Origin of the sequence: Nocardiopsis exhalans (assembly GCF_024134545.1) — a bacterium.
GTDB classification, from domain to species: domain Bacteria; phylum Actinomycetota; class Actinomycetes; order Streptosporangiales; family Streptosporangiaceae; genus Nocardiopsis; species Nocardiopsis exhalans.
The window spans coordinates 2,446,743-2,464,395 of record NZ_CP099837.1; the positions used below are offsets into that span (position 1 = coordinate 2,446,743).

A 17,653-nucleotide genomic window follows, 5' to 3' on the forward strand; every position below is an offset into this window, starting at 1 on the left:
CCCCCGGACCAGGTTCTTGACGCGGGCTTAACGCTGGAGCCCGGGAGCCGGTCCAGCTCAATCCCCCCGGGTGGCCCCAGCGGTCCTGGCCACGGGTGTCCCGGCCACCGGCGCGGTGGCACGGGCACCGGCACCAGAGTTGTCGGGGCGCTCGTACCAGCGCCCGCGCAGGACCAGCGTGGTCACCGCGAACGAGATCAGCCCGCCCGCCGTGGCCAGCGCGAACGCCCCCTGGTGGCCGTAGGTGTCGGCCAGGGCGCCGGAGATCATGGAGCCCAGGGACTGCCCCAGGATCAGGCTGCTCAGGATGATCGCCATCGACTGCGAAAGCCGGCTGGGCGGGGCCGCCCGCTCGATCAGCCCGAACAGGCTCACCAGGTGCGGGCCGATCGCGACACCCAGCACGAAGATGGCCACCGCCAGGGTCGCGGGCCCGTGGTTCAGGTACAGGGGGAGGGTGAGCAGGGCCAGACCGCCCGCCGCCACCCGGGTGCGCGCGGTCAGCGAGAAGCCCACCGGCAGCGAGGCCATCATCAGTCCGGCCACGGCGCTGCTGGACCCCATCACCGCGTACATCAGTCCGGACAGGTCACCGTGTCCGGCGTTGTCCGCGAACGCGGTCACCCCCGTGGACATTCCGCCGAAGAACAGCCCCTGGCAGAACATCGGCACGGCGAGCAGGAGCAGCGCCGGACGGGCGATCCGGCCCTCGGCGCCGCGCACCGGGGCCGACCCGGGCGGAGCGGTGGGGTGCAGGGCGAACACGGTGCCGAACACACCGATCAGCACGGCCGCGCCGAGCACGCTCGCGGTGGGGGAGAGGGTGAGGGTGAGGATGCCGACCAGGGCCGGGCCCAGTACGAAGGAGGCCTCGTCCAGGACGCCCTCCACCGACATCGCCGCCGAGACCGAGCGTTCACGCTCCGGCCCGTGGCCGGTCCCCTTACGGATGAGCACCACCCAGCGGGTGCGCGCCATCGGGCCGACCTGGGGCATGCACAGACCGCCGACGGCGGCCAGCGCCACCAGGGCCGGCAGCGGGGCGTCCGCCGCGACCGCGGCGACCAGCAGGACGATCAGGGCCGCGTCCAGGAGCGCGGTCACCAGGACGGGGACGCGCTGCCCGTGGCGGTCGGCGAAGCGGGCGATGATCGGACCGCCCACGGCCTCACCGAGCGCGAACGCCCCGGAGACCAGACCGGCCGCGGCGACGCTGCCGGTGGTACTGGTGACCAGGGTCAGCAGCCCGATGAGGGTCATCGATACGGGGAGCCGGGCCAGGAAGGTGGCGAGCAGCAGCGGCCAACCGGCGATCCGGTTCATCCGCCGCAGGGTCTCCAGAGGTGACATACAACCTCGTTCTGTCTCGTGGTGCCGCACCGTCGCCCCCGGCCGCAAACCATCCCATGATAGGTGGATTGTCCTGGGCGGGTGACACGGCAACCGTCCTGGGGCGGGGCCGTCAGGTAGCGGGACAGGGCGACCACCCTCGGACGGGGGCAGGACCTGACTTTCGTGGGTGACCGGACCCGGCCCCGGCTGTGTAGGTTCCTCCCCATGGACTTCGCCGAACTGTCCCGGGGCGCGCGCCGGGCCCTGACCCCCGGCCCCGGGTGGCCCACCCGGGGCGCCGCCGTACGCGACCTGCTGCTGTGGCTCGGTTTCAGCCTGCTCCTGCTCGCGGAGTCCTACGTCTTCTCCGTCGTCGGCTACGACCACACCTGGCGTTTCCTGGTCGTCAGCGCCATGGTGGGGACGGCGATCGTGCTCAGTCGCACCTACCCCCTGCTGGCGCCCTGCCTGGCCGTGTACGCCTGCACCTGGTCCCAGGCCTTCCTGGTCCCGCTGATCGTGGTGTCCTACCTCGCGGGCCGCCGGACGAGGCGCACCTGGCTCGCGATCGCGGTCTTCGTCGCCCTGTGCCTGGCGATGGCCGCACACGTGCTGATCAGGATCGAAGAGGTCCCCGGCCTGTGGGTCACCGTGGGGTTCGCCCTGGTGATCTGCACGGTGCTGCCCTGGCTGGTGGGCGTCTACCGGCGCCAACAGGTGGAACTGGGTGCGGCGGGCTGGGAGCACGCCCGCCAGTTCCAGCTCGAACAGCAGCTCACCGCGGACCGCGCCCGGCTGCGCGAACGCGCGCGGATCGCCCAGGACATGCACGACTCCCTCGGCCACGAGCTCAGCCTCATCGCCCTGCGCGCCGGAGCCCTGGAGGTATCTCCGGAGCTGGCCGACCGCCACCGGGAGGAGATCGCGCAGCTGCGCGCGACCGCCGTCTCGGCCACCGCCCAGCTGCGCGAGATCATCGGGGTCCTGCGCCCCGACGCCGAGCCGGAGCCCGCGCCCACCGCGCCGGCCGGGGAGAGCGTCCGCGCCCTGGTCGAACGCGCCCGCGACTCGGGGCTGGACGTCACGATGGTCCGCGAGGGGCCGCTGGAGGAGCTGCCGCCGATGGTGGACCGCGCCGCCTACCGGGTGGTGCGGGAATCCCTGACCAACGCCACCAAGTACGCGCCGGGTGCCCCGGTGACGGTGTGGTTGACCGCGGACGGCACCCGGGTGGAGGTCCGGGTCACCAACGCCCGCCCCGGGAAGGAGGGACAGGCGCCGGGCTCCGGCGGCGGGCACGGGCTCACCGGCCTGCGCGAACGCGTCCGGATGGTCCGCGGAACCCTGGCCACCGGTCCGCACGGGGACGGCTGGGAGGTGTGCGCCACCATGCCGCTGGACGGGGAGCAGGTGACCGAGGGGGAGGGCGACGGCGACAGCACCGAGGTGATCGAGCAGCTCCAGCGGGCCGCCCGCCGCCGGGTCCAGCCGTGGACCCTGGCTCTGGTCGCTGTTCCGGTGGGCGTGGTCCTGGTCGTGATCGCCGCCGTCTACGCCACTCTCGCCAGCGTCCTGGCGGGCAGCACACTGCCGCCGGAGGAGTACGCGTCGATCCCCCTGGGCGAGCACCGGGAGGGCCTGGAGGACCGGCTGCCCGACTACCCGATGGCGCTGACCGGGGCGCAGCTGGAGAGCTTCGAGTCCGCGGACCCCGGCTGCGACCACTACCGCGGCTCGGCCGGGATGTTCGACGCGGACGTGGCCTTCTACCAGCTGTGCTTCGAAGAGGGAGTGCTGGTGAGCAAGGAACAGCTGGAGTCCCGATGAGCCCGCGAACCCGACGGGAACGGCGTTGTGGCATGCTTCCCCAGACATTCCGGACAGGAAAGAGGTCACGGCCGTGATCAGGGTGCTGCTCGCCGACGACGAAGCGATGATCCGCGCGGGTGTGCGGGCGATCGTGCAGAGCGATCCGGAGATCGAGGTGGTGGCGGAGGCCGCCGACGGCCGCGAAGCGGTGGAGCTGGTCCTCTCCCACCGCCCCGACGTCGCCCTGCTGGACATCCGGATGCCCCGTATGGACGGGCTCGCCGCCACCGCAGAGCTCCGCAAGGCGGCCCCGGACACCAAGGTCATCATCCTCACCACCTTCGGCGAGGACAGCTACGTCTCCCAGGCACTCGGTGACGGTGCCAGCGGCTTCCTGCTCAAAGCGGGCGACCCCCGCGAACTCATCTCCGGGGTGCACGCGGTCGCCGACGGCGGCGCCTACCTGTCCCCGCAGGTGGCCCGGCAGGTGATCGCGCAGTTCGGCGGAGGCCGGGCGGCGAAGCAGGCCGCGGCCGCGGAACGGGTGGCCGACCTCACCGAACGGGAGCGGGACGTGCTCGTCCTGGTGGGCGCGGGGCTGTCCAACGCCGACATCGCCGAACGCCTCTTCCTGGTGGAGGGCACCGTCAAGAGTTATGTGAGTACTATCCTCAGCCGCCTGGGTATGAAGAACCGCGTGCAGGCCGCGATCCTCGCCTACGAGGCCGGGCTGGTGGAGGGCGCGGACCCCTGACCGGGATTCTCGCCCCCGCCCTGGGGAAGGGTGGTCACATGAGGAGCTTCGAGGACCGGCCGGATCGCTTCTTCCCTCTACGGGAGGAGGACGCGATCCTGCTCGCCGACTCCTGGAAGCGCCTGGCCGGGGAGGGCTACGAGGCCCGGGCTGCGGGGGAGGAGCTCCTCGGCCGCTGGAGCGAGTCACACCGCCGCTACCACACCGTCTCCCACCTGTGGAGCACTCTGCGGGCCGTGGACACCCTCCAGGAGGAGGCCCGCGACCCTGACGCGGTCCGGTACGCGGTCTGGTTCCACGACGCCGTCTACGAAGGCCGTCCCGGCCGGGACGAGGACGAGAGCGCGGCCCTGGCCGAGCGCCTGCTCGCGCTCATGGGCAAGGAACCCGGACTGATCGCCGAGGTGGTGCGTCTGGTGGGGGTCACCAAGAACCACCGGCCCGAGCGCTGGGACGCCAACGGCGCGGTGGTCTCCGACGCCGACCTGTCCACACTCGCGGGTCCCGCGGACGAGTACCTGGCCTACACCGCGGCGGTGCGGGCCGAGTACTGGCAGCTCGCCGACAAGGTGTTCCGTGCCGGACGCCTCCAGGTCCTGCGCTCTCTGCTGGAGGCCCCGCACCTGTTCCACACGCCCTTCGGCCGGGCGCACTGGGAGCCCCGGGCCCGGTCCAACATCCTCGCCGAGGTCGACCGGCTCACCCAGGAGGTCCCGGGGGAGCTTCCGCCACCCTGACCGGCGGCGCTTCCCTGTCGGTGGGCGGGGCGGGCCGCGGGTGCTTGGGGCGGCGCAGCCCCGACGCGCGCAGCCGACGGACCAGCTCGCGCCCGCTGACATGCTCGGCGCCCAGGTCCAGCGCACGGGCGTGCAGGTGCTCGGGGACGTCGTAGTGGTCCCGTTCGAAGGCGCGCTCGGGGACGCCCAGCTCGCGCGCGAAGGCGTGGAGTTCGTCGAAGGAGCTGTCGCTCACCAAATGCGCGAAGCTCCAACCCCGCGGGCCCGGCCAGACGGGGCTGTCGATCAGGATGCTCACTGCATCCCCGGTGCGGTCACCGCGCGCCAGGGCACCGGGCTGGACAGGACCATCGTGCTGGAGGGGCGGCCGTGCTCGGCGAGCTGGTCGATGACCTCCTCGAAGTGCTCCATGGAGCGCACCGCGATGAGCAGTACGCAGCAGGCGTCCCCGGTGACCCGGTGCACCTGGAGGATTTCCGGCAGCTCCAGCGAGGACCGCTCGCGCAGCAGGCAGTGGGCGCCGAAGCACTCCATGCGCACCAGAGCGGTGACCGGCAGTCCGGCGGCGGCCGGGTCGACGTGCGCGTGGTAGCCGGTGATCACCCCGCGGTCGGTCAGGCGGCGGACACGGTCGGCCACGGCGGGGGCCGAGAGGTTCACCCTTCGGGACAGTTCGTTGAAGGACAGCCGCCCGTCCTGTTGGAGCTCCTGGAGGATGCGCTGGTCAACGCTGTCCAGCGGGGTTGCCAGTCGTGAGGTCATACTTTGTGATCCCAAGGCCGATGGTTGTTTCCCGTTATGAATGTTAGGTCAATGACCGACTTGTGTCGTCGACGCCCATTCCGTATCGCGGGAATATGTCCGAGTATGTGAGCTCACGTTCACGGCGCCGTGCACGGGGGACTTTTCGACCACGGCGCGGTGCGTGCGACGACCGAAGCCGCGCAGCAAAACGAGGGGTACACCCGATGCTCTCCACCACGTCCGCCCAGCAGTGTCCCTACGCTCCGACCGAGGACGTCGGCGCGGCGGAGGCCCGCGCCAGCAGGGCGGAGAGCAACGGGGGAAAGCCGACCCTGAGCTTCGACAAGAACACCCCCTACGTCGACTACGCCGGGATCGACACCCTTCTGAGTCTGCAGAACCCGCGCACCAAGGAGCCCGCAGAGTCGGCCTTCATCATCGGTACCCAGGTGATGGAGCTGTTGTTCGCGCTGATCCAGCAGCGCTGGGAGCAGGCCCGGGACGCGCTGGAGGTCGACGACGTGCCCGGCGCCGTAGCCTGGTTGCGCAGCGCCTGCAACGCCCAGGACGTGCTCAACAGCACCTGGGGCCTGTTCTCGGACATGACCCCCACCCAGTTCAACCGCTTCCGCGACTCCTTCGGCGAGGCCTCGGGCTTCCAGTCCTACAGCTACCGCAAGCTGGAGTTCCTGCTGGGCCACAAGTCCGCCGCCATGATCCGCCCGCACAAGGCGATGAGCGGGGTCGTCACCGACCTCACCGACCTGATCGAGCGCCCCAGCCTCTACGACGCCGCGCTGCGCCTGCTGCACCGCCGCGGCCTGCCCGTCCCGGACACCAGCGCCGAGCGCGACTGGACCGAGGACTACGAGCCCTCCGCCGAGGTCGAGCGCGCCTGGACCGAGGTCTACGCCGACGACCGCCCCGGAAACGAGCTGTACCTGCTGGCCGAGGCGTTGGTGGACGTGGCCGAGCGGGTGACACGTTGGCGTCAGCTCCACCTGGTCGCGGTCAAGCGCACGATGGGCGGCAAGCCGGGAAGCGGTGGCTCCAACGGCCTCAACTGGCTGGCCCGCAACGCCGAGAAGGACGTCTTCCCGGAACTGTGGTCCCTGCGCAGCACCATCTAGAGACACCGCGCAGCGTCCTCCGGGCACACCGCGTCCGGGAAGATCGCGATGCCGAACAGTCACCACACACCTCACAGCACAGCCTTCGCAAGGAAGCAGGACCCGATGACGCCCACCACCCGTGAGGAGTGCGCCGCCCTGGACGCGGCCGACCCCCTCGCCGCCCTCCGCGAGGAGTTCGTCCTTCCTGAGGGCGTGATCTACCTGGACGGCAACTCGCTGGGCGCGCTGCCCCGCTCCACCCCCGCCCGGGTCGCCGACATGATCGAGCGCGAGTGGGGCCAGGACCTCATCCGCAGCTGGAACGACGCCGGCTGGTGGGACAAGCCGCGCACCCTGGGTGCCAAGGTCGCGCCCCTGGTCGGGGCCGACGCGGACGAGGTGATCGTCGGTGACGGTGCCTCCGCCAACCTGTTCAAGTGCCTGGTCACGGCGCTGCGCCTGTCCGACCGCTCGGTGGTGTTGGGCGAGGCGGGCAACTTCCCGACCGACCTGTACGTCACCGAGGGCGCGGTCGGCCTGGCCGGTGCGCGGCAGCGCCGGATCGACCCGGACGGCCCCGAGCTGGCCGAGGCCCTGGCCCGGGAGGACGTCGCCGTCCTGCTGCTCAGCCACGTGGACTACCGCAGCGGGGTGCTGCGCGACATGGCCGGGATCACCCGCCTGGCGCACGAGCACGGCACCCTGGTGATCTGGGACCTGTGCCACAGTGTGGGCGCGGTGCCCATCGAGCTGTCCGGCAACGACGTGGACTTCGCGGTGGGGTGCACCTACAAGTACCTCAACGCCGGTCCGGGTGCCCCCGCGTTCCTGTACGCGGCCCGCCGCCATCACGCCGCCGCCGACCAGCCGCTCAGCGGTTGGCACGGGCACGCCCGCCCCTTCGACTTCACGCCTGACTACGAACCCGCCCCGGGGGTCTCGCGCTTCCTGAGCGGATCGCAACCGCTGGTGGCCGACGCGGCCCTGGAGGCCGGACTGGACGTGTGGGCCAAGGCCGACCTGGCGCACGTGCGGACCAAGAGCCTGGCCATGACCGACCTCTTCCTGGCCAAGGCGGCCTCGGTGGGCCTGGCCTCGATCACCCCGGCCGAACACGAGCGGCGCGGCAGCCAGGTCGCCCTCATCCAGCCGGAGGAGGGCGCCGGTTACCCGATCGTGCAGGCGCTGATCGAGCGCGGGGTGATCGGTGACTTCCGTGCTCCGGACGTCATGCGCTTCGGGTTCACCCCGCTCTACCTGCGCTACGTGGACGTCTACGACGCCGCCACCGCGCTCGTCGAGGTCGTGGAGTCCGGCGAGTGGCGTGCCGAACGCTTCAACCGCAGGTCACAGGTGACCTGATCCGCGAGCACTCCCCGGTCGGGCAACCTACCGGGGAGTTCTTTGTACCGGCTGGGCCTTGGGTGCCCTGCCGTGACCCCGGCCAAGACCACGCTTACGTGGCCTTTACCACGAAAGCCCTCCGCACGGCTTCCCCGCTCCACCCCTGACCCGCTCCGGAATAGTCCCGGTCCCGTGACCTTCCGGTGCGTATGTGGCCCCCTGGCCGCTTCCGGCTCGTCCCGCGGACACGTGTACCGGTTTATGACGAGGGCCACGCGCGGGCCTGTCCGCCGTCCTCGGACAGGCCCGCGAACCCCTGCTGACAGGGGTTTTTCGTGTTTTCAGGGCAGGTTTCGGGCTGCGTCATTTTGTATTTTTGTAAACACGCACTGTCATTTTACTCGGAATCCTTCGGTACTTTGCCAAAGCCTGGGTTAGTGTCCTTCGTGACCGGCTCGTTATGAACCTTTAACGCACCGGTGCCGAGCCCTTGACCGGCCTGCGGGTCGGAAGGGAATCGAGACCTCATCTCTCTCGGGAACGAGCAGCGCGAATCCACGCGCAGCTGTCCGGCGGAGCCGATCCGGCCCCCCGTTCCCACCCCGCCACTCGCCGCCAGCGACGCGGGACGCCCCATGGCATGACACCAGCCCGGAGTGCAGACCTGTGCACCCGTGTGCCCTGACGAGTCATGCCCCGGTCTTCTCGGCCTCTGACGTCAACCTGGCTAATACTTCATGAGCAACGAGACTCCCATTCAGTACGGCGAAATGACCGCGACCTACTTCTGGGACGACGGTTCCGGCATCAACGGCGACACCGGGCTGCCCGCCAGTGGTGAACCCATGCAGAAGGGGCTCTTCTCCAGCCCCAGCTGGCCGCTGGGCACCGAGGGATTCATCGTCCACGAGGGCGAGGAGTACGAGTTCTTCATCGGCGATCGCGGTCCCGGTGTCCCCTCCCACGACTGCGACGTCCTTCTCGACATCGACGGCAAGACCTTCGCCGACATGATGGGCGAGACCTTCGACGACCAGACCCTCGTGGTCAGCGGCGGCAACGGCCACGCCGAGGTCGAGTACTTCATCACCAAGTGGGGCGACGGCCACGGGGACGAGGGCACGCCGTACCCGTTCCAGCAGCCCGAGAACAAGTGTGAGAACGCCGTCTCGGAGATCCCCGCGGAGTACCTGCCGCAGGAGGAAGAGGAAGAGGAAGCCGAGGAGGAAGAGGTCGCCGAGGACGCCTCCGAAGAGACCTCCGAGGACGCCGAGGAGCAGCAGGACGAGGCTCCCGCCGCAGAGGAACAGGACGACTCCGACACCGGCGTCACCGCCGAGACCGCGACCAACGACCTGTCCGGCTTCGGCCTGATGGGCGCCGAGGGCACCCCCTCCGCCGCCGGTCTGCTCACCCTGGCGATCATCCCCGCGATCCTGATCGCGCTGTTCTTCGCCTGGACCCGTCGCCCCGCCGGCGCCCACGCCGGTGCCGACGACGACAGCGGTAAGGGCCTGATGGCCGAGAGCGACGGCCGCCACGGCATCGCCTCGTTCTTCGACAAGCTGCGCGGCAAGTAACTCCGACAGCACCAAGAACCACCCCCGGGCCCACCTCTGGTCATCCGTGACCTCGGGAGTCCGACATGCCAGGTGTTCCTCCTGGCGGGGGGAACAAAGGAGACTCCCGGAGGGAACGGACCCTCGGAGAGTGGGTAGGGGCAGGGGCCGCGATCGACGATCGCGGCCCCTGAGCCGTGGTCAGAGATCGCCGAGCAGCAGCTGAGGGCGTTCCACACAGTCGGCGACCCAGCGCAGGAAGCCGCCCGCCATACCGCCGTCGCAGACCCGGTGGTCGAAGGTCAGGGTGAGTTCCGTGACCGGGCGGGGGACCACGTCGTCGCCGACCACCCACGGGCGGCGCAGGATGCGACCCACCCCCAGGATCGCTACCTCCGGGTGGTTGATGATCGCCGCCGAGCCGTCCACCCCGAACACCCCGTAGTTGTTCACCGTGAAGGTTCCGCCGCCCAGGTCAGCGGGGGCGAGCTCACCGGCACGAGCGGCTCCGGCGCGCTCGCCCAGCCGGGCGGAGAGTTCTCGCGTGGTGAGCGTGTGGGCGTCGCGGACCACCGGAACCACCAGGCCGCGCGGGGTCTGCGCGGCGAACCCCAGGTGCACGGCGTCGTGGCGCACGATCTCCTGACGTGCGGGGTCGAAGCGCGCGTTCAGTTCCGGGAATCGAGCCAGGCCCAGCAGTGCGAACCGCGCCACCAGCCCCAGTACTCCCACAGGCCGGTCCGGTGCGGCCTCGTTGAGCTCCCGGCGCAGCTCCAGCATCCCGGTGGCGTCGGCGTCCACCCACACGGTCGCCTCGGGGATCTCGCGGCGGGACCGGGACAGGCGTTCGGCCATCACCCGGTGCGCTCCGCGCAACGGGATGCGACGGGTTCCGGGCGGGTCAGCGGGTCGGGGTGCGGGCTCCGGCACTGCGGCGGGCGCGGCTGCGGCCCGAAGCTGCGCCTCGACGTCGCGGCGCAGGATCAGCCCGCCCTCACCGCTGCCGCGCAGCGCGGTGACGTCGATTCCGTTCTCCCGGGCCAGCCGCCGGACCAGGGGGGAGACCACCCTGGTCACCGCCGGGGCCGGGGGAGCGGTGGAGGTTGTGGGCGGGCCGCCGGTCGCCGTTGACTCGGCTGGCCCGCCCGCCCCGTGGACACGGCGGCGCGAGGGCCGCGTGCCCTGTCCCGTGCCGTAACCCACCAGGACCGCGCCCGAACCCGCGTCTTTGTCGGCGGCGCCGTTGCCGCCCGCGGGGTCGGAACCGTCCCGTGTGTTCGGCACGGTGGTCTGTGTCGTGCTGCCTGTGCCGCTGTTGGTCGTACCGCTTGGTCCGGCAGCGGTTCGAGTGTCAACGGTGATCAGGGGTGCGCCGACCGCGACCACCTCGCCCACCGCCCCGTGGAGTTCGGTGACGGTCCCACCGTAGGGGGAGGGGACCTCCACCGTCGCCTTCGCGGTCTCCACTTCGACCACCGGTTGGTCGACGGAGATACGGTCCCCCGCCGTGACCAGCCAGGACACGATCTCCGCGTCGGCCAGCCCCTCACCCAGGTCGGGGAGGGCGAAGGTGGCGGCCCGGCGCTCTTCGGCCTGGCGCTCCTCGTCCCGGCGCTCCTCGTTCACTCGCGCCCCTCCACCCACTCGGACTCCCACTGGAGGCGGTCCACCGCGGCCAGGATCCGGTCCACCCCGGGCAGGTGGTGCTCCTCCAGCTTCGGCGGCGGATACGGGATGTCCAGCCCGCCGACCCGCAGCACCGGGGCCTCCAGGTAGTGGAAGCACTGCTCGGTCAGGCGCGCGGCCACCTCCGCGCCGTAACCGCCGAAGACCGAGGCCTCGTGCACCACCACCGCGCGTCCGGTCCGGCGGACCGAGGCGGCTACCGCGGCGTCGTCGAACGGAGCCAGTTGGCGCAGGTCCACGACCTCGATGTCCCGCCCCTCCGAAGCGGCCTGCTCGGCGGCCTCCAGAGCGGTCTCCACCATCGGACCGTAGGCGATGAGGGTCACGTCCGTACCCGGTCGGCGCACCACGGAGCGTTCCATCGGCTCCGTACGCACCGGCAGGTTCACCGCCTGCCGGGACCAGTAGCGCCGCTTGGGTTCCAGGAACACCACCGGGTCGTCGACGGCGATCGCCTCGCGCAGCATGGAGTAGGCGTCCGCGGGGGTGCCGGGTGTGACCACGCGCAGCCCCGGGGTGTGCGTGTAGTAGGCCTCGGAGGAGTCGCTGTGGTGCTCGACCCCGCCGATTCCACCGCCGTAGGGCACCCGGATCACCACCGGCAGGGTGACGGCGCCCCGGGTACGGTTGCGCATCTTGGCCAGGTGCGAGACGACCTGCTCGAAGGCGGGGTAGGCGAAAGCGTCGAACTGCATTTCCACCACGGGCCGCAGCCCGTACATGGCCATGCCGATGGCGGTGCCCACGATCCCGGACTCCGCCAGCGGTGAGTCGAAGCACCGTTCCTCACCGAAAGTCGAGGTCAGACCGTCCGTGACCCGGAAGACCCCGCCCAGCGGGCCGACGTCTTCCCCGTAGACCACCACGTCGGGGTCCTCGGCGACGGCGTCGTGCAGGGCGCGGTTGAGCGCCGCGCCCATGGTGACCTCGGCCGTCTCGGCGGCGTCGGTGCCGGAGGCGGTGGGTTCCCAGGTGCGTGTGCGCGCCATCAGACCCCCTTCAACTCCTCCGCCAGCCCTCGCCGTTGCTGTTCCAGCGCCGGGGGGACGGCGGCGTACACGTCGGTGAACAGGGAGCCCGGGTCGAGTTTGTCCTCCCCGGCCATGCGCTCGCGGACCGCGGTGGCGACCTTCTCACCGTCCCGCTCGTAGATCTCCAGGAGACCGTCGTCCACCACCTGCTCGTTGCGCAGCAGAGCCTCCATACGCGCCAGCGGGTCGCGTTCGGCCCAGTACTCCACCTCGGCGGCGTCCCGGTAGCGCTGCGGGGCGTCCGAGTTCGTGTGCGGGTCGATGCGGTAGGTGAGCGCCTCGACGATCGCGGGGCCGCCGCCGTCGCGGGCCTCGGCCAGGGCGTGTTTGACCACCGCGTGCACCGCGGCGGCGTCGTTACCGTCCACGTTGTACCCGCGCATGCCGTAGCCGACGGCCTTGTGCGCGAGGGTGGGCGCGGCGCTCTGCCGGTGGACCGGGACGCTGATCGCCCAGTGGTTGTTCTGGATGAGGAAGACCACCGGGGTGTTCCACACGGCGGCGAAATTGTACGCCTCGTGTGCGTCGCCCTCACTGGTGGCGCCGTCGCCCATGAGCACCAGGGCGGCCACGTCGCGGCCCTTGCGGCGGGCGGCGTAGGTCAGGCCCACCGCGTGCGAGGCGTTCGTGGCCAACGGCGTGCACTGGGGCGCGCAGCGGTACCGGTGCGGGTTGTAGCCCGAGTGCCAGTCGCCGCGGAAGAGCGTGAGCGTCTCCACCGGGTCCACGCCGTGCGTGACCATGGCGACGCTGTCGCGGTAACTGGGGAAGAGCCAGTCCCGCTCCGACAGCGCCAGCACCCCGCCCACCTGGGAGGCCTCCTGCCCCATGGAGGAGGGGTAGACCGCGAGGCGCCCCTGCCGGGCGAGGGTGCTGGCCTGCTGGTTGAAGCGTCGTCCGATGACCATGGCCCGGTGGAGCTCGGCGAGGACTGCCGGGTCGGGAGCGGTGAACGAGGAGTGTTCGTGACGTCGGCCGTGCCGGTCCACCAGTCGCACCGGTTCCTGGGATGGGAGAGGAGGAACCGGACGAGATCGCTCATCGGTGTACTTCATGTCTTGAATATGAGCTGAATCACCCCATATTGTCGATGGGCCCACGCCGATGCTGGACGAACTGCTCGGTAGGGCGCCCGCAATCGCAAATCATCTAACTCGTCCACCATGCGGACGGTATGAGGTAAGACACATGGCCGTGCAGCTGGACGACACCGACCGGCGGATCATCACCCTCCTGCGCGACGACGGCCGCATGTCGATACGAGCCGTCGCCGAACGCGCGCACATCTCCCGGGCCAACGCCTACTCCCGTCTCGAACGCCTGCGTGACGAGGGTGTGATCAGGGGTTTCACCGCCGTCATCGATCCAGAGAAGTACGGCACCGCGCTTTCGGCCTACGTCTCCGTGCGGATCGAACAGCACTCCTGGGAGAGGTTCCGCGGGTACCTGCGCGACATCCCCGAGGTCGACCACGCGGCCCTGGTCTCCGGCGACGTGGACCTGCTGCTCCTGGTCCGGGTGGCCGACGCCGCGGCCCTGCGCACCTTCGTCCTGGAGCGGCTCCAGCGCCTGCCCGAGGTGAAGAGCACCCAGACCATGTTCATCCTGGACGAGCCACACCTGCAGTAGGGGTGGCAGTAGGGTCCACTTCACCCGAAGCTGGCCCTTGGTCACCCCAGTCCACTTGGCAGAATGGGCCCATGCCCGAGTACCGCGTCGTCGACGCCTTCACCGCCGAGCCCCTGTCCGGCAACCCCGCCGCCGTCCTCGTCCTGGACGAGACCTACCCCGGGGCCTGGGCACAGGGGGTCGCCGCGGAGTTCAACCTCTCCGAGACCGCCTTCGCCCGCCGGATCGAGGGCCCCGACGCCGACTTCGAACTGCGTTGGTTCACCCCGAGGGTCGAGGTGGACCTGTGCGGGCACGCCACCCTGGCCACCGCGCACGCCCTCACCGAGCTCGGGGTCCAGGGGCCGATCCGCTTCAGCACCCGCAGCGGCATCCTCACCGTGGAGCGCAGGGACGGCAGGCTTTGGATGGACTTCCCGGCCCGCCCCGCCACCGGGGTCGCAGAACCCGAGGGTCTGGCCGAGGCTCTCGGCGCACGCCCCCTGTGGGTCGGCCGCGGCGGTACGAACGATCTGCTCGTCGAGCTCGCGGACGAGGCCACCGTCCGCTCCCTTGACCCCGATCAGGCCGGACTGGCCCGGATCCCGGCCCGCGGCGTCATCGTCACCGCGCGTGGAGACAAGGGGGCAGAGGGCGGCCCCGACATCGTCTCCCGGTTCTTCGCGCCCAACGTCGGTGTCCCCGAGGATCCGGTGACGGGCAGCGCGCACACCGTCATCGCCCCGTTCTGGGCCGAGCGCCTGGGCCGCACCGACTTCCTCGCCCACCAGGCCTCCCCACGCGGCGGTGACCTGCACCTCCAGCTGACCGGCGACCGCGTCCTCATCGGTGGCGACGCTGTTACCGTCGCCACCGGAAACCTGAACCTCTAGAAGGGATCCCCATGGAGCAGTGGGCCACGAAGGAAGAGATCAACGCCGCCCGCGAGCGGCTGGAATCAGGGCACACCGGCTATCAGCGCCCGGCGGCCTACGCGGTGGGGGTGCACCGCGACGGGGAGACGACCTTCGGGCTGACCAACGTCGGCACGAGCCCTCTGCCCGCCATCGTCCTGGCGATCGAGTGCGGCCACACCCGCGGCACGGCCACCTACGAACTCACCCCGGCCCGCCTCGCCTCGGCCATGGACGCCCTCGCACCGGCCGAAGCCTGCGTGGAGCTCAAGCACCCCAACCTCGTCGAGTGGAAGCGGCTGGCGGCGGAGCTCGAGGACAAGGGCGGCCAGCCGGTGGCCGTGTTCGTCGGGGACCTGTCCGACAGCCCGGTGGACCAGCACGACCGGGCGTTCCGGGCGGCTATCGCCTGATTCGCATCACTCGCGCGCAAGCGTATTCCCTCGGTTTCTCGGTTTTCCCCGTACGACCTGCCCCGGTCCGGTAAGAATGGTTCCACGACACCCCCCACCCCCTCCGAGGAGGTGTCGGGACACGGCCTGACCGGGGCGCCCCTTGTTTCCGGACGGGCCGCGTCCGCCCCGCCGGTCGGCGTAGGCCCCCTCCTGCCTGACCGACGTCCTCTGGAGGTCGGGCCGCGAACCCCGTACCCGGCCCGGCCCCAGAGGTCCGGGTGCACAGGGCACGAGTGCTCTCAGGGAAGACACGGGTGCTCTCAGGGAATCCCCGCACCCGGGTTGCGCAGCACCAGGCCGCACCGGCCTCACCTCCGGCCGCCGATTCAAGCCCTCGGCACGGGCCTCCTTCACCCGTTTTCCGTACCCGGCCACTCGGACCGGGGCCCGAACCCCTCGATCCCTCGTGATCTTGCTACCAGAAGCGAGTTCGGCGCCGAACTCGCCTCTGGTAGCAAGATCATCTTCGAACGGGTGACTGAACAGCGCGAGCAGGCCGGCCGCGATACGCGACACGCAGGGCGTTGTGGGGCGGGGCCGGTCGGCACGGGCGAGACAACCGCTCTCGCTGTCGCCTTACGTCCGGGGTCGACCGGCACCGCTGTGGACGACGGGGTCGTCCACAGGGCCGGAGCGGGATTCGCGCAGAAGTCCTAACCTGGGCGTGCAGTGACGTTCAAGCGATTCGGGGGTATCGATGACGGGGCAGCGGGGGAACAGTGGCCAGGGACGCCGTTACGGCGGCGGGGGCCGGGGCGCTGGTGGCGGCCGCAGGCCCGAGCCCGAACCCATCCGCGGCAAACGCGACGAGGCGCACCTGTCCGAGGAGCTCCTGAAGATGCACGGCGCCTCCTACGGGCGCTACAAGGCGCTCAAGGGCGACTGGGACTTCGGCGACTTCACCCTCACCGTGCAGCGGGTCCAGGCCGACCCCTTCGCCCCACCCTCGCGCATCCGCCTCCTGCGGCCGGACGCCGGGATCCCGGACAGCGCCTACGCGGACCCCGTCCGGCGCCGGGCGACCGCCGACTACCTGGGCCGACGCGCCCGGCGGCTGCTCAAGGGGTCCTTGCTCAAGATCGACACCGGCGGCCAGGAGGTCATCGCCCGCTCCTCCTGCCAGGTCACCGAGGAGGGGGCGCTGGACCTGCGGATCGGGCTGGACCTGCCCGGGCAGGGCCGTCGGATCGACGGCCGCACCGCCGAGCGGGAGCTGTGCCGTACCGTCCCCGAGCTGATCGACGACCTCGACTGGGACGAGATCGACCGGGAGGAGGCCGAGGCCTTCGCCGACAGCGTGGCCGACACCGTCGCGCTGCGCGCGGGCCTGGCCGAGCGGGACCTGGTCGCCTTCGTGGCGGACGGGGCGGTCCTGCCCCGGCGCAGCGGGGTGAGCGACGAGCCCATGGCTGGGCGGGGAGTGGTGCCCTTCGCCTCCCCGGAGAGCCTGCGGGTGAGCGTCGACCTGCCGCACCGGGGCACGGTCACCGGTATGGGAGTGCCCGAGGGCATCACCCTCATCGTCGGCGGCGGCTTCCACGGCAAGTCCACCCTGCTGCACGCCCTGGAACGGGGGGTGTACGACCACGTGCCCGGCGACGGCCGTGAACTCGTGGTGACCAGGCAGGACGCGGTCAAGATCCGTGCGGAGGAGGGCAGGGGCGTGGAGCGCGTCGACGTCAGCCCCTTCGTGCGCAACCTGCCCACCGGGGCCGATACCAGCGACTTCCGCACCGAGAACGCCTCCGGTTCCACCTCGCAGGCGGCCAACATCTGTGAGGCGGTGGAGGCCGGGGCGCGCACCCTGCTGGTGGACGAGGACTCCACCGCCACCAACCTGATGATCCGCGACGAGCGCATGCAGGCCCTGGTGCACGGCGACCGGGAGCCGCTGGTGCCGTTCGTCGACCTGGTCCGGCCCCTGCACCGCGAGCACCGGGTCTCCACGGTCCTGGTGATGGGCGGCAGCGGCGACTACTTCGACGTCGCCGACCAGGTGATCATGCTGGACGCCTACCATCCGCACGACGTCACCGAACGCGCCCGGGGCCTGGCACATGAGCGCGAGGACGCCGAGTTCACCCTGCCCCGGGCCCGCGTGATCGATCCCGGCTCGGTGGACGAGAACACCGCCAAGGGGCGCAGCAGGCTCAAACGCCGCGACATGGACGTGCTGGTCTTCGGCGAGAGCGACATCGACGTCCGCTCGGTGGAGCAGTTCGTGGACCCGGGGCAGATCACCGGGGCCGGGCTGGCCCTGCGTGCGCTGGTCCGGGGGCGGCACCTCGACGGGACCCGAACCCTGGCCGAGGCACTGGACTCCCTGGAGGAGGCGCTGGACGAGAAGGGGGTGACCCTCTTCGGCGGGGACTTCGGCGGGGACTACGCCCTGCCTCGCAGGCACGAGATCGCCGCCACCCTCAACCGCCTGCGCTCCCTCACCGTCACGAGCCAGCGCTGAGGACCGCTGCCGTACGCGGCAGCGGTGTGGCCGTTCTCACCTCCGGGGCCGGGGGTCCGGTCCCACCTGTGCCGGGTCGGTATTGTGGAAAAGCAGGGCACAGCGAC

Annotated in this window: 16 protein-coding genes; 10 read left to right on the top strand and 6 right to left on the bottom strand. The window is 71.0% G+C overall.

All coding sequences use genetic code 11. The annotated features are described in order from the left end of the window. Nucleotides 1–57: 57 nt before the first annotated feature. Entirely contained in the window at nucleotides 58–1,350 is a 1,293-nt protein-coding gene (locus NE857_RS10955) for an MFS transporter (RefSeq protein WP_254420893.1), read from the bottom strand. 207 nt (nucleotides 1,351–1,557) lie between these two features. On the opposite strand from NE857_RS10955, the gene NE857_RS10960 reads away from it, so the two are divergent. The 3 genes from NE857_RS10960 (at nucleotide 1,558) to NE857_RS10970 (ending at nucleotide 4,632) form a co-directional block, all read left to right on the top strand. After that, complete coding sequence (locus NE857_RS10960) at nucleotides 1,558–3,159, top strand: sensor histidine kinase (protein ID WP_254420894.1); 1,602 nt, start codon at nucleotides 1,558–1,560, stop codon at nucleotides 3,157–3,159. A 73-nt stretch (nucleotides 3,160–3,232) separates the two neighbouring features. Then, nucleotides 3,233–3,895 (top strand): response regulator, encoded by a 663-nt coding sequence (locus NE857_RS10965; protein ID WP_254420895.1) that lies wholly within the window; start codon nucleotides 3,233–3,235, stop codon nucleotides 3,893–3,895. A 38-nt stretch (nucleotides 3,896–3,933) separates the two neighbouring features. Continuing rightward, nucleotides 3,934–4,632, top strand: coding sequence for an HD domain-containing protein (locus NE857_RS10970; RefSeq protein ID WP_254420896.1), 699 nt, complete (start codon nucleotides 3,934–3,936; stop codon nucleotides 4,630–4,632). Here NE857_RS10970 and NE857_RS10975 read toward each other — a convergent pair. Together NE857_RS10975 and NE857_RS10980 are read right to left on the bottom strand one after the other, a co-directional pair. Further along, nucleotides 4,595–4,930, bottom strand: coding sequence for a DUF4031 domain-containing protein (locus NE857_RS10975; RefSeq protein ID WP_254420897.1), 336 nt, complete (start codon nucleotides 4,928–4,930; stop codon nucleotides 4,595–4,597). The two genes, NE857_RS10970 and NE857_RS10975, sit on opposite strands and share 38 nt — an antisense overlap. After that, entirely contained in the window at nucleotides 4,927–5,394 is a 468-nt protein-coding gene (locus NE857_RS10980) for an Lrp/AsnC family transcriptional regulator (protein ID WP_254420898.1), read from the bottom strand. The genes NE857_RS10975 and NE857_RS10980 overlap by 4 nt, the downstream gene beginning before the upstream one ends. A gap of 206 nt (nucleotides 5,395–5,600) precedes the next feature. On the opposite strand from NE857_RS10980, the gene NE857_RS10985 reads away from it, so the two are divergent. The 3 genes from NE857_RS10985 to NE857_RS10995 all read left to right on the top strand — a co-directional run bounded on the left by NE857_RS10985 (nucleotide 5,601) and on the right by NE857_RS10995 (nucleotide 9,412). Further along, nucleotides 5,601–6,506, top strand: a complete 906-nt coding sequence (locus NE857_RS10985) for a tryptophan 2,3-dioxygenase (RefSeq protein ID WP_254420899.1) — start codon at nucleotides 5,601–5,603, stop codon at nucleotides 6,504–6,506. A gap of 105 nt (nucleotides 6,507–6,611) precedes the next feature. Further along, the gene (gene kynU, locus NE857_RS10990) at nucleotides 6,612–7,850 is read left to right on the top strand and encodes a kynureninase (RefSeq protein WP_254420900.1); all 1,239 of its coding nucleotides are present in this window, start codon (nucleotides 6,612–6,614) and stop codon (nucleotides 7,848–7,850) included. Nucleotides 7,851–8,569: 719 nt separating this feature from the next. After that, the gene (locus NE857_RS10995; protein WP_254420901.1) at nucleotides 8,570–9,412 is read left to right on the top strand and encodes a hypothetical protein; all 843 of its coding nucleotides are present in this window, start codon (nucleotides 8,570–8,572) and stop codon (nucleotides 9,410–9,412) included. A 180-nt stretch (nucleotides 9,413–9,592) separates the two neighbouring features. On the opposite strand, the gene NE857_RS11000 is transcribed toward NE857_RS10995, so the two are convergent. The 3 genes from NE857_RS11000 to NE857_RS11010 all read right to left on the bottom strand — a co-directional run bounded on the left by NE857_RS11000 (nucleotide 9,593) and on the right by NE857_RS11010 (nucleotide 13,163). Then, nucleotides 9,593–11,017 (bottom strand): dihydrolipoamide acetyltransferase family protein, encoded by a 1,425-nt coding sequence (locus tag NE857_RS11000; RefSeq protein ID WP_254420902.1) that lies wholly within the window; start codon nucleotides 11,015–11,017, stop codon nucleotides 9,593–9,595. Continuing rightward, nucleotides 11,014–11,997, bottom strand: coding sequence for an alpha-ketoacid dehydrogenase subunit beta (locus tag NE857_RS11005; protein WP_425572170.1), 984 nt, complete (start codon nucleotides 11,995–11,997; stop codon nucleotides 11,014–11,016). The genes NE857_RS11000 and NE857_RS11005 overlap by 4 nt, the downstream gene beginning before the upstream one ends. Nucleotides 11,998–12,065: 68 nt before the next feature. After that, nucleotides 12,066–13,163 (bottom strand): thiamine pyrophosphate-dependent enzyme, encoded by a 1,098-nt coding sequence (locus NE857_RS11010; RefSeq protein WP_254420904.1) that lies wholly within the window; start codon nucleotides 13,161–13,163, stop codon nucleotides 12,066–12,068. Between the two features lie 133 nt (nucleotides 13,164–13,296). Between NE857_RS11010 and NE857_RS11015 the strand changes: the two genes are divergently transcribed. The 4 genes from NE857_RS11015 to NE857_RS11030 all read left to right on the top strand — a co-directional run bounded on the left by NE857_RS11015 (nucleotide 13,297) and on the right by NE857_RS11030 (nucleotide 17,546). Next, a complete protein-coding gene (locus NE857_RS11015; protein ID WP_254420905.1) occupies nucleotides 13,297–13,737 on the top strand; it encodes an Lrp/AsnC family transcriptional regulator in 441 nt (146 codons plus the stop codon). Between the two features lie 71 nt (nucleotides 13,738–13,808). Beyond that, complete coding sequence (locus NE857_RS11020) at nucleotides 13,809–14,609, top strand: PhzF family phenazine biosynthesis protein (protein WP_254420906.1); 801 nt, start codon at nucleotides 13,809–13,811, stop codon at nucleotides 14,607–14,609. A gap of 11 nt (nucleotides 14,610–14,620) precedes the next feature. Beyond that, on the top strand, nucleotides 14,621–15,043 hold the full coding sequence (locus NE857_RS11025) for a hypothetical protein (RefSeq protein ID WP_254420907.1): 423 nt from the start codon (nucleotides 14,621–14,623) through the stop codon (nucleotides 15,041–15,043). 739 nt (nucleotides 15,044–15,782) lie between these two features. Next, entirely contained in the window at nucleotides 15,783–17,546 is a 1,764-nt protein-coding gene (locus NE857_RS11030) for an ABC-ATPase domain-containing protein (protein ID WP_254420908.1), read from the top strand. Nucleotides 17,547–17,653 lie beyond the last annotated feature (107 nt).